This is a genomic window from Sporosarcina sp. NCCP-2331, from assembly GCF_023707945.1.
Taxonomy (GTDB): domain Bacteria; phylum Bacillota; class Bacilli; order Bacillales_A; family Planococcaceae; genus Sporosarcina; species Sporosarcina cascadiensis.
Genome location: NZ_BRCD01000012.1, coordinates 14,993 through 27,353, shown reverse-complemented (window position 1 = coordinate 27,353; position 12,361 = coordinate 14,993). Strand labels below are relative to the sequence as shown.

At 42.9% G+C, this 12,361-nt stretch carries 10 protein-coding genes; 1 reads left to right on the top strand and 9 read right to left on the bottom strand.

Translation table 11 applies throughout. The features are described from left to right. Window positions 1-10: 10 nt before the first annotated feature. The 9 genes from NCCP2331_RS08720 to NCCP2331_RS08680 form a co-directional block, all read right to left on the bottom strand. Complete coding sequence (locus NCCP2331_RS08720) at window positions 11-808, bottom strand: ABC transporter ATP-binding protein (protein WP_153720328.1); 798 nt, start codon at window positions 806-808, stop codon at window positions 11-13. After that, window positions 783-1,826 (bottom strand): ABC transporter permease, encoded by a 1,044-nt coding sequence (locus tag NCCP2331_RS08715; RefSeq protein WP_251670052.1) that lies wholly within the window; start codon window positions 1,824-1,826, stop codon window positions 783-785. Before NCCP2331_RS08715 ends, NCCP2331_RS08720 begins: the two co-directional genes overlap by 26 nt. A gap of 18 nt (window positions 1,827-1,844) precedes the next feature. Further along, complete coding sequence (locus tag NCCP2331_RS08710; protein ID WP_153720330.1) at window positions 1,845-2,855, bottom strand: ABC transporter substrate binding protein; 1,011 nt, start codon at window positions 2,853-2,855, stop codon at window positions 1,845-1,847. A gap of 255 nt (window positions 2,856-3,110) precedes the next feature. Beyond that, window positions 3,111-3,854 carry an amino acid ABC transporter ATP-binding protein gene (locus tag NCCP2331_RS08705; protein WP_251670050.1) on the bottom strand — a complete coding sequence of 248 codons (744 nt, stop codon included), beginning with the start codon at window positions 3,852-3,854 and terminating at the stop codon, window positions 3,111-3,113. A 13-nt stretch (window positions 3,855-3,867) separates the two neighbouring features. Beyond that, window positions 3,868-4,527 carry an amino acid ABC transporter permease gene (locus NCCP2331_RS08700; protein WP_251670048.1) on the bottom strand — a complete coding sequence of 220 codons (660 nt, stop codon included), beginning with the start codon at window positions 4,525-4,527 and terminating at the stop codon, window positions 3,868-3,870. Window positions 4,528-4,614: 87 nt separating this feature from the next. Continuing rightward, on the bottom strand, window positions 4,615-5,427 hold the full coding sequence (locus NCCP2331_RS08695) for an amino acid ABC transporter substrate-binding protein (RefSeq protein WP_251670046.1): 813 nt from the start codon (window positions 5,425-5,427) through the stop codon (window positions 4,615-4,617). Between the two features lie 150 nt (window positions 5,428-5,577). Then, a complete protein-coding gene (locus NCCP2331_RS08690) occupies window positions 5,578-6,975 on the bottom strand; it encodes a SpoVR family protein (RefSeq protein WP_153720334.1) in 1,398 nt (465 codons plus the stop codon). Then, window positions 6,972-8,135, bottom strand: coding sequence for a sporulation protein YhbH (gene yhbH, locus NCCP2331_RS08685; RefSeq protein ID WP_153720335.1), 1,164 nt, complete (start codon window positions 8,133-8,135; stop codon window positions 6,972-6,974). The genes NCCP2331_RS08690 and yhbH overlap by 4 nt, the downstream gene beginning before the upstream one ends. 1,304 nt (window positions 8,136-9,439) lie before the next feature. Then, the gene (locus tag NCCP2331_RS08680; protein ID WP_376776811.1) at window positions 9,440-11,368 is read right to left on the bottom strand and encodes a PrkA family serine protein kinase; all 1,929 of its coding nucleotides are present in this window, start codon (window positions 11,366-11,368) and stop codon (window positions 9,440-9,442) included. A gap of 120 nt (window positions 11,369-11,488) precedes the next feature. Here NCCP2331_RS08680 and NCCP2331_RS08675 point away from each other — a divergent pair, with 120 nt between their 5' ends. Further along, a complete protein-coding gene (locus tag NCCP2331_RS08675; RefSeq protein ID WP_153720337.1) occupies window positions 11,489-12,352 on the top strand; it encodes a YitT family protein in 864 nt (287 codons plus the stop codon). Window positions 12,353-12,361 lie beyond the last annotated feature (9 nt).

The window sequence follows — 12,361 nt, the reverse complement described above, 5'->3', positions numbered from 1 at the left end:
CCGCTTTTTTCTATACAGAGAGCAATGCCGCATCGCTGGTCAGCTGCTCACCGCGAATTCGCTGGAACTCATCCATCAGTTTTGCAATCGTTAAGTGCTGCTTTTCTTTTTCTTCAACTTCCAGGATGATCTGTCCCTTGTCCATCATAATCAGACGGTTTCCAAGGTCCAGGGCCTGCTGCATATTATGTGTCACCATCAGCGTCGTCAGTTGATCCTGCTCGACTAAACGCTTCGTCAGATCCGTAATGAGCTCTGCCCTTGAGGGATCAAGAGCAGCGGTGTGCTCATCCAGCAATAAAATTGACGGCTGTGTAAATGTCGCCATCAGCAGAGACAATGCCTGACGTTCACCGCCTGACAGCAATCCCACTTTCGCTGTCATTCGATCTTCCAAATTCAAATGGAGAGTTTCGAGAGACGTACGGAATAGATCTTTGCGTTTCTTATCGACCCCGCGATGAAGCGAACGCCGCTTATTGCGTGAGTATGCCATCGCCAGATTCTCTTCGATCGTCATAGTCGGCGCGGTACCTGCCATTGGATCCTGGAAAACCCGCCCGATCATCTTGGAGCGCTTAAATTCAGCTAATCTGGTTACTTCTTTTCCATCAATTAAAATACTGCCGAAATCAGGCGTCAACGCTCCGGAAATCATATTCATCATCGTGGATTTTCCGGCTCCGTTACTGCCGATGACCGTTACAAAATCACCCGGCTTCAAATGAAGATTGATCTGATCCAGCGCGACTTTTTCGTCAGGGGTCGCCTCATTAAAAATCTTATTGATTTGGTCGAGTTTCAACAATGCTGTGACCCCCTTGTATTGCTTTCATTTCCATTCGTTCTGCCTGCCGTTTTGCTTTGCGGGCTTTTTCCCGTCTTTTTTCAAGAATTTGAGGAATAATCAGCGCCGCAATAACAATTACAGCTGTGATTAATTTCATATCACCGGAATCCAAAATCTTCACACGCAATGAAAGCCCTAGGACGATACGATAAATGACCGCTCCGACAACTACCGCCAATGTCGTGCGGAAAATCGTCTTCGTTCCGAAAATAGCTTCACCGATAATAACAGATGCCAGACCGATGATAATCATTCCGATTCCCATTCCGTTATCGGCAAACTTTCCATACTGTGCAATCAGAGATCCTGCGAACGCAACCAGTGCATTCGAGATTCCCAGACCTAAAATAACAAGCGTGTCAGTATTTGCAGAAAAACTGCGGATCATCTTTTTATTGTCGCCTGTTGCACGGATTGCCAGACCGACTTCTGTCTGCAAAAACCAATCTGCAATGACCTTAATCAGAATCACGACGACGATCATTAAGAACAATGTACCCCATGTAGAAGGTAAATGTTCGAGACCCAGTCCCGACAGGAAACCATTGATGGCCCCGTCAATACCCAGGTTACTCCAGAATCCCTGGAACTTGCTGAATATTGTTTCCGAATTTAAAAGCGGAATATTTGGACGGCCGACTGAGCTTTCAGTCGTCAATCCCATTATCCGAAGGTTTATCGAGTAGAGGGCTATCATCATGAGGATTCCGGATAAAAGTGGGTTGATTTTTCCTTTTGTATGTAACAAACCTGTGATACATCCAGCAAAAAACCCGACCACGATAGCAGTCAGTGTCGCAACAAGGGGATGATAATCAAATACGATCATCGTAGCCGCTACAGCAGCACCCGTTACGAAGCTTCCGTCTACCGTTAAATCTGGAAAATCAAGCACCCGGAATGTAAGATACACTCCGAGCGCCATGATCGCATAGATGATACCCTGCTCAACTGAGCCAAATACAGCTGAAAACATGCAAGATCATCTCCTAAATTATTCTGTCGTTTCTGCATTCCAGTCTTTCTGAATTTCCAGACCAATCATTTCTGCAGTTTTTTCATTCAACACTAACTTTAAGTTTTGAGGAACTTGTACTGGGAGTGAATCAGGAGTCGCTTCACCTTTAAGGATCTTCGCTGCCATTTCCCCGGCTTCGTAGCCGATGTCATAGTATTCAAAACCATAAGCACCCAGTCCGCCGCGTTCAACTGAATCGAACTCGCCGACCATCATTGGAAGTTTGTTATCATTCGCTACAGAAACTACAGATTCAAGAGCAGATACTACCGTATTGTCTGTAATGATATAAAGTGAATCTACTGAACCAATCAATGACTCAGCTGCTTGTTTTACATCAGCAGAAGTGGCAACTGATGCTTCCACTACTTCCATATCCATATCTTTTAAAATTTCTTTTACTTGGTCTACCTGCAGGCGAGAGTTTTGCTCTCCAGAGTTGAAGATCATGCCTACTTTTTTCGCACTAAGCTCTTCTTTCAAAAACTTCATAGTATTCGAAATCGCTTCCGGATGGTTATCGATAGTTCCCGTTACGTTGCCGCCCGGCTCTTCATTGGAAGCAACCAATTCTGCAGCTACTGCATCTGTTACAGAAGTAAAAATAATAGGAATATCCTGTGTCGCACTTGCTGCTGCCTGTGCACTTGGCGTAGAGTTAGCAAAAATCAAATCCACACCAGCTCCAGCCAGGTTGTTTGCAATTGTAGAGTTCGAGCTTTGATCATTCTGCGCGTTCTGCTTATCGTACTCTACATCCAATCCTGCATCTTCAATTGCTTTTTGGAACCCTTCAAACGCAGAATCTAAAGATGGATGTTCGACAATTTGTGTAACACCAATCGTGTATTTTTTTCCTTCGCTTTCTTTATCATCATTTTTATCGTCTGACGATGAACCTGATGACTCCTTATTCCCTCCGCATGCAGCCAATACAAGCACGATACTGAATAGTGCAGCTGCGTAAGTCATCCAACGCTTCTTCATTCAAAATCCCCCTATACTTTTCTCTCTACTGCCCTGTCGTTTTATTCAGAAAAGGCAATAATTATACGTTATCGTACACTCTAGTTACCTATACGTCAATGCATTATTCAATATTTTAAGTAAATTCTCATAAGTCAAGAGACATTTTACGAACAATTATTTATAAATTCCGATAATTCGGCATGCAAATGTCTTTTTAAAAGAAATCAGCCAAGCACATACTTTCTGTGCTTGGCTTTCGTTCCTCTTTATTTCCTATAATTCGTAGTTCAAAAATTGCTTCGTGCGCTGCTGCTTCGGTGTCTGAAAAATGTCACGAGGCGTCCCTTCTTCTACAATCTTTCCTTCATCCATAAAGATTACTCGGTTCGCAACGCTGCTCGCAAACTCCATTTCGTGCGTGACGACAATCATCGTCATATGCTCTTCAGCAAGTTTTTTCATGACAGACAGTACTTCTTTAGTCAGCTGCGGATCCAGAGCCGACGTCGGCTCGTCAAATAATAAAATATCAGGATTCATCATGAGTGCCCTAGCTATTGCCACGCGCTGTTTTTGACCGCCTGAAAGCCTCGACGGCAGTTCGTCACGTTTATCTGCAAGCCCTACTTTTTCCAGCAGTTCTATACTCCTGTCACTGTAAGCTTTCGCCTGCTCTTTTTTCACCAGTTTCGGCGCCAATTCCAAATTCTGCTTCACTGTCAGATGAGGGAATAGATTGAATTGCTGAAACACCATCCCCATCCTCGCAATGATTTTTTTGCTGTCCGCAGGCTTTGCATAGACACCATCACTTACCAGATTATCACCGTCAACAGTAATACTTCCGCCGTTCACTTCTTCCAGCTGAATCAAGCTTCGCAGCATCGTGCTCTTGCCCGATCCAGATGGCCCGATAATCGCGAGCACATCATTTTTTTCTACTGCAAAAGTTAAGCCCTTCAATACTTCTAACGGGCCGAATGACTTCTGTAAGTTGTTTACTTCAATGAAAGACATACCTTTTCTCTCCTCAATCGTATTGCAGCTTTCTCTCCAGATATTTAAATATAATTGTCAATCCAAAGGCAATCAGCAGATAAATACCGGCCGCGATAAAAAATGGAATGATCGTGAAATCCCGATTGACCACTGTCTGTGCATAATGCAGTAATTCAGGCACCGCGACTGCATACAGCAATGCTGTGTCCTTGACTAACGACACCGATTCATTCGCAATAGGCGGCAGCGTCACACGAAACATCTGGGGCAGAACGACTCGGACGGTTGTCTGCCATTTTGACAGCCCCAGTACTTGCGAAGCTTCATATTGTCCTTTATCAATCGAGATCAGCCCGCCGCGGAAAATTTCAGCGAAGTAGGCTGCATAATTCAGGATAAATGCCAGTGTTGCAGCAACGAATCGGTCCAAAACCAGGAACTCTCCAATTACCGGCAGAAGTGGCAAACCAAAAACAAAGAACAATAGCTGCAATAACAAGGGAGTCCCACGCATGATATATATATAGGTCTGCGCCAAATACGAGATTGGTTTAATACTACTTCTTACGGCAAGTGTCAGCATAAAACCGATTGGTACTGACAGCACAATTGCGAGTACAAACAGCAATACAGTCGCTTTGGCACCTTGCAGCATCGGGATCAGCATAGACATAAAATATTCTAACGTCATTTTTTATTCCTCCAAAAAGCATAGCAAATTTCTTAATCTCACGAAAGTACAGCTGCAGAAATCGATTCTGCAGCTGCTGTAATCCTCTTAACGAAGCACCTTATCTTCACCGAACCATTCTGTTGAAATTTCAGCTGCCGTTCCATCTTCATTCATCTTATCAAGGGCTTTCTGAAGGTTTTCCAGCAATTCTTCATTACCTTTCTTCACACCAATGCCGTATTCCTCAACAGCTAATGAACCGTCAAGCTTTTTGAAGATACCTTCTTCTGTGGTCATATAATAATCAATGACTACTTCGTCAATGACAACCGCATCCAGACGGCCTGTTTTCAAGTCTGTCAATGCCAGAACGTTATCCGCAAATTCCGTCACTTTTTTAACTTTTTCATGTATCGGATCACTTTCAAGCGCCGGGCCGGCTGAAGACAGTGCCTGCAAGCCAACTTCTTTGCCATCTAAGTCTTCTACTTTTTCTATGTCTGAATCAGCTAATGTCACGACTACTTGATTATTATCCAAATAAGGTTTTGTAAACAGCACTTTTTCCTTACGCTCATCCGTAATCGTATACCCGTTCCAAATTAAATCAATTCGGCCGCTGCTCAGTTCAGTTTCTTTCGTTTTCCAATCAATCGGCTGGAATTTTGCTGTAGCCCCCATATGCTCGACAGCCGCTTTAGCCATATCAATATCAAAACCTACCAGTTCATTTTTATCGTCTCTAAAGCCCATCGGTGCAAACTTATCATCGACTCCGATGACAATTTCCTGACTTTTTTGGTCTGTTTCTTTGTCTGTTTCAGAGCCTGTACTGTTCTTGTCAGAAGAATCTGCCCCGCATCCCGCGATAAGTAATAACACTGCTGTAAACCAAAACGTGAAAATGGTCTTTTTCATAAAATCCCCCTCTTCCTTTTAACGCTTTACCTTAGTAAAGAATTAATATACTATAAAAATACCATTAGATACTCAAAATGAAAAGCCCTAAACTACTGATTTCTTTTTGCCAAATAAAAAAAGAATAGACAGCAGCCTATTCTTTCTCTTTTATTTAGTTCTGCGGAACACTTTGTGGCCGTCATAGGAAAATATAAGCGGCTTGTTTTCAAGCACTGTTTCAAGATGAACAATCCGGCCCCACAGCTGATGAATGAATGGCAGCACATGCTCAAGATAAGGAAGATCGAGCTCTGTCTCTTCATATCGGTGCACCAGGTAAAGTTCCCCGTTACGCATATAATCGCCGTCCTCTACGACAATATACGGAAATCCGCCATTGACACGCATATTAATCAGCTGGCTGCGAATTGATTCCGCTTCCTGATTGGACACCTTATACATATTATCCTGTTTCTGAAATACATATAAATCTTCTGATTTAATCAAATCATTTGATAGATAATTCCGAATAAAAGATGTGTCATTTTCAATTTCGCGTGCTTCAAAAATCTTTTCACGGCCTGTCATTGCCCGATCACCGAGTTCTGCCGCTTTCTTTGCCAGCAGATCCTGCTTTCTCTCGATATCTTCATACATTTTAACGCCTAAGTAATATGGATTAATGGATGTTTTTGACGGTTGCAGCACATTCGCATTAAGCTTTGCAAACTCGATTGTTTCCGATGGAGACAAATCCATTTTGCGCAAGATTTTCTGATGCCAATAAGAAGCCCAGCCTTCATTCATGATTTTCGTCTCCAGCTGCGGCCAGAAATAGAGCATCTCTTCGCGAAGCATTGTCAGAATATCCGACTGCCACTCTTTCAGATTGCGGCTATTTTCCAGAATGAAAAGCAAAAGGTCCTTTTCTTGCTGGACCGGATGTTTTTTGTGCATTTCGATCGATTGCTGTCCTGTTACTGTTCGCTGATCAAGTTTCCACAAATCATCATATTCAGACTTCCTCGGATGCTGTGTTTCAAAGGCATCTGCTGAGGGTTTGATATCCCGTACTATGCTCGGATCCACATGCTCCTGAACAGCGAGCACCGCATCCAGGAACTCTTCCACCTGCTGCTTACCGTAGCGAATTTCATAATCTGCTATGCGTTCTGCCGTTGCCGCCATACTTTCTACCATGTCTTTCCGCGTCTTGGAAAAATAAATATTATTTTTAAAGAAATCACAATGTGCCAGAACATGCGCGATAATTAATTTATTTTGAATCAGGCTGTTTGTATTAAGCAAGAATGCATAGCAGGGATTGGAGTTGATGACAAGCTCGTAGATTTTGCTAAGCCCGATATCATATTGAAGTTTCATCTTATGAAACTGCTTGCCAAAACTCCAGTGCGTAAAGCGGGTAGGCATGCCATATGCACCAAACGTGTACAAAATATCCGCAGGGCAGATTTCATAGCGCATTGTATAAAAGTCAAGTCCGAATCCGTTTGCGATCTCTGTTATTTCATCAATTGCCTGTTCCAATTCCCGGTATCCAGTCAGCGGAATCCCTCCGTTCGCTTTTCAAAAAACTTCTTTAGCGCAAAGTAGACATCACGATTCTTCTGTAAAATATAATAGTTGAATTTTGGATGCTCAATCGATTTATATGCCGACATCAATGTCGACATTCTACGATGCTCATTGACTTCGGCATAACCGAACATATTGGATATTCTCAATAGCTCCTCGACATATTCAAGACATTTACGATTATCACTCGTCATGTTTTCTCCATCTGAGAAGTGTACCGGATAAATATTATAACTGGCTGGAGGATAAGATTCCTTGATGAGATAAAGAGCTTTTTCATATGCTGACGAACACTTAGTCCCGCCGCTCTCTCCTTTATTGAAAAAAATTTCTTCCGTCACAACTTTCGCTTCTGTATGGTGTGCAATGAATTCAATATCCACCGTTTCATATTTCGTGCGCAAGAATTTCGTCATCCAGAAAAAGAAACTTCTTGCCATGTACTTTTCGAACTTCCCCATCGAACCGCTTGTGTCCATCATCGCCAGCACAACGGCTTTTGACTGATGTTTCTCTACGGGATTCCACGTCTTAAAACGCAGATCATCTTCTAAAATCGGTGCAATTTCCGCTTTCCCCTCCATTGCATTTCGTTTAATTGCAGACAGCAGCGTTCGCTTTTTATCCAGATTTCCAATCAAGCCTTTTTTTCTGATATCTGTAAAATCGATGTCTTCAATTGTTGTGGCAGATTGTTCTTTCTGCTCTAAATTAGGCAGCTCCAGCTCTTTGAAAAGCATTTCTTCAATCTCTTCTACTGTCACTTCTGTTTCATATATATCCTGCCCCGGCTGATCTCCCGCTTCTTTTCCTGTGCCTTGCTGCCCTTTTTGCTGTTCTCCCTGTGCTACAACATCTCCAATTTTGCTGTCGCCTGTTCCCTGGCCGACATGCTTGGACTTATCATGATTATAGCGTATCTTAAATTCGTCCAGAGAACGGATTGGAATTTTAACGACATTTTTACCGTTGGATAATATTATGTTTTCTTCACTGATTAAGTCTGGTAAATTACTTTGCAAAACCTCTTTAATTTTATCCAGATGGCGTTGCTGATCCTGATGACCTTTGCGATGGAGAGACCAATTTTCCTCGGTAACGACAAATCGACTTTTCTCGTTTTCTTCCATTCGAATCCCCGCCTATCTCTCGTACAATCTGTTTCCCCTATCATATGCGGCAGACTTTTAATTATTGACTAAATGTTCAGGAAACACAATTTAGTTGGTGTGGTGTCGTTGCTCGGTCCTGCAGAGCGTTTGAATGAAGTATTTGTTTGTAATTTAATCTCGCTTCGGCGCTGGGGGGATTGCTTTACGCCATGAGCCAGCTGGCAAAGAGCACGCCAGTTGTCTCATAGCCACGGCCGACCCCGCAGTTGCGCCTTCGCTGGTGTGGGGAATGTATGTAATGCTGCTTTTTGCAGAGTGCGTATTTAGTTGGTTTTGTTTTGTTGCTCGACTTTGCAAGAGATTTGAACGAAGTGTGTGTTTGCAGTTTAAACTCGCTTCGGCGCTGGGGGATTGCCTTACGTGATAAGCCTACTGGCGAAGGACATGCCAGCAGTCTCATCACAACGGCCGACCCCGCAGTTGCGCCTTCGCTGGTGTGAGGAATGTATTTCATTCTGCTTTTTTGCAGAGTGTGGATTTAGTTGGTTTTGTTTCGTTGCTCGACTTTGCAAGAGATTTGAACGAAGGGTGTGTTTGCAGTTTAAATTCGCTTCGGCGCTGGGGGATTGCCTTACGCTATGAGCCTACTGGCAAAGAGCGCGCCAGCAGTCTCATAGCAACGGCCGACCCCGCAGTTGCGCCTACGCTTGTGTGGAAAGTGGACATCATGTTGCTCTTTTTTAGAGTATTAATTAGTTGGTTAGGTCCCGTTTCTCGACTTTGTAAACGCATTGATTACAGGCATCTAGGTATTTGCAGAATGATAAGTAATGCATGAAATGCCTCACCTATCGTAATAATCTCAAATAATATGCTCATACTGCAACTCACATAAAAGTTATTGAAAAACCAGCCAGTGTACCGGAGTGGAAGGCAACCTAAGTACGCCGCGTCCTGCGGCAACGGTTGCATGACTCACTTCGTGTGAGCCCGCGGCTAAAAACACTCTGGGAGGATCAGCCCGACAGGTGAGACAACTTGCGGGAGCGAAGCGAGAGCCGTCACGAAGAACGGCTTTTGCGCGTAAAAGCGAAGCGTTAGAAGCACATCTTTGCACTTCAAGTTGGCTCACCGCGGGCCCTCCAGAACGCGTCCGCCTGGAGCGCAGGGAAACGGTATACTCCCACTTATCAATCTATAACTGCGTAAACTATAAAAGCTACTCTTGATTGCAGACTGCATTACTTAAAGGAATAAACTGGCCAGCATTCGTCTTTGTTGAAGAACCCAAAAACAAGGCCTATATTCAGGCCTTGTTTATATCACCGATTTAACAGACTGCCTACATAGCGCAGCAATTCATTTGCTGAAACAGAGTTATAGCCATGTTCATCGACCAAGCGTGCGACTACTTCATTCATCTTCTTGAGCTGAGTCTCGTCAGGTGTCGCAGACGTCGTTGTAATCTTGACGACATCCTTCAGATCGGCAAATAGCTTTTTCTGAATTGCCTCGCGCAAACGGTCATGCGAACGATAATCAAAACGCTGATTCTTTCGCGCATATGCAGAAATTCGAATCAAAATTTCTTCTCTGAATGCTTTCTTCGCATTTTCAGATATTCCGATCTGCTCCTCCAGCGAACGCATCAATTTTTCATCCGGGTTCACTTCTTCACCTGTCAGCTGATCACGCAATTTATTTTTATTGCAGTACGCTTCTACATTATCCAAATAGTTATCCATCAACGTTTCCGCTGATTCTTCATAAGAATAGACAAATGCTTTCTGTACTTCTTTCTTTGCTATTTCGTCGTACTCTTTTCGCGCCATCGATATATAGTTCATATAAGTATCACGGTCTTCAGCTGAAATCGATGCATGCTGATCAAAACCATCCTTCAGACTGCGTAACACATCCAGCGCATTGATACTGGGCACTTCTTTACGGATAATTGCTGATGAAATACGGTTGATTACATAACGCGGATCAATTCCATCCATGCCTTCATCCATGAACTCATTTTTCAATTCTTCTGCGTCCGCATCATTGAAGCCTTCCACATTTTGACCATCATACAGACGCAGCTTTTTTAAGCGGTCAATTCCTTGCTTTTTAGATGCTTTTAATCGGGTCAAGACAGAGAAAATAGCAGCCACACGCAACGCATGCGGTGCAATATGAACATGTGAGATATCACTGTCGCGAATCATTTTCTCATAAATTTTCTCTTCCGCACTCACTTTAAGATTATATGGAATCGGGATGACAATCAGCCTGGAGTGTAATGCTTCATTCTTTTTATTGCTAATGAAGGAGCGATACTCCGTTTCATTCGTATGGGCAACAATCAGCTCATCTGCACTGATCAGCGCAAATCTGCCTGCTTTAAAATTCCCTTCCTGTGTCAGCGACAGTAAATGCCAGAGAAACTTCTCATCCAACTTCAGCATTTCTTGGAACTCCATCATACCGCGGTTTGCAATATTTAATTCGCCGTCAAAACGGTACGCCCGCGGGTCAGATTCGGAACCATATTCTGCAATTGTGGAAAAGTCGATGCTTCCTGTTAAGTCAGCAATGTCCTGCGACTTGGGATCAGACGGTGTGAAAGTACCGATGCCAACTCTTCGATCTTCTGAAAATAGCACTCTCTCAATTAATACTTCTTCTATTCTGCCTTCATATTCTTCTTCGAGACGAAGTCTGTTTAAAGGAGAAAGACTTCCTTCCACACGAATCCCGTACTCTTCAAAAAATGAATCACGCAATGCCATTGGTATCAAATGAAGCGGATCTTCATGCATCGGGCAGCCTTTAATCGCATAAACAGCCCCCTTATCAGTCCGTGAATACTCTTCCAAACCGCGTTTCAGCATCGTCACAATCGTGGACTTTCCACCGCTCACCGGTCCCATTAACAGTAAAACACGTTTTTTAACATCCAGGCGCTTGGCTGCCGGATGAAAATATTCTTCTACGAGTCGTTCAATAGATTCTTCTAAGCCGAATAACTCTTCATTAAAAAAGCTGAAAACCTTTCGTCCATTTTGTTTCTCGATTCCTGCACTTTCAATCATTTCATATATTCTCGAATGAGCCGTCTGTGCAACTTCTTTACGTTCCTTCAGCAGTTCCAAATAATCTTTGAACGTCCCTTCCCACTTCAACTCATTTTCTTCTTTACGATAGTTATGCAATTGATTAATAATATCCAACGTCTCTCCTCCAATTAGGCTATGATGTATCATCGTATGCGCCAGAAAGAAAAATAATTACCTGCGACTGCAGAGAAATAACAAGTTGCGACTAGGTTCTTGCTATATATTCCGTTAAGATAGAAGGTACAGGATGTAGAAAAGGAGAGTTTTATGAACAAACAACATAAAAAAGAAAGTACCGGTCATTTGATCAGACGATATTTATTCATATCGATCGGCGTTGTGCTGACCGCTGTTGCATTAGATTTATTTCTTATACCGAACGCAGTCATTGACGGAGGCATTATTGGTATTGCACTTATATTGAATTTCATTACGGGGATGCCTTTTGGTATTCTGATCCTCATTCTCAATCTGCCGTTTTTATTTTTCGGATACAAACATATCGGAAAGAACTTTTTTATCTCTTCTTCATTTGCGATTGCACTGCTTGCAATTGTGGAGTTTCCTTTAAAAACTATCGGGCCTTTCGTTACAGATCCATTGCTTGCTACTGTTTTTGGGGGTTTACTGCTGGGAGCCGGCGTTGGAACGATCATACGCAATGGCGGAGCGTTGGACGGTACGGAAATACTTGGTATATTACTGACGCGTAAAATACCTTACAGTGTCGGTGAATTCGTGATGTTCTTCAATCTTTTTATTTTTGGATGGGCAGGTTTTGTATTGGGTCCTGAAAAGGCCATGTACTCAATTATCACTTATTATATCGCTTCCAAAGCGATTGATATTGTCATCCAGGGTCTTGATGAAACAAAAGCAGTCATTATCATTTCTGATGAATATGAAGAACTCGGTGAAGCGATTCGTCTACGTTTAGGCCGCAGTATAACGAAATTGCATGGACGCGGCGGCTATTCAGACAATGAAAAAGATGTCATCTATGTCGTTGTCACACGTCTGGAGATTTCCAAGCTTAAACAAATTGCGCAGGACGTTGATCCATCTGCATTTTTAACGATTATGAATACACAGGAAACACATGGAGCGACCTTTAAATCACCGATCCATTAAACGAGTTCC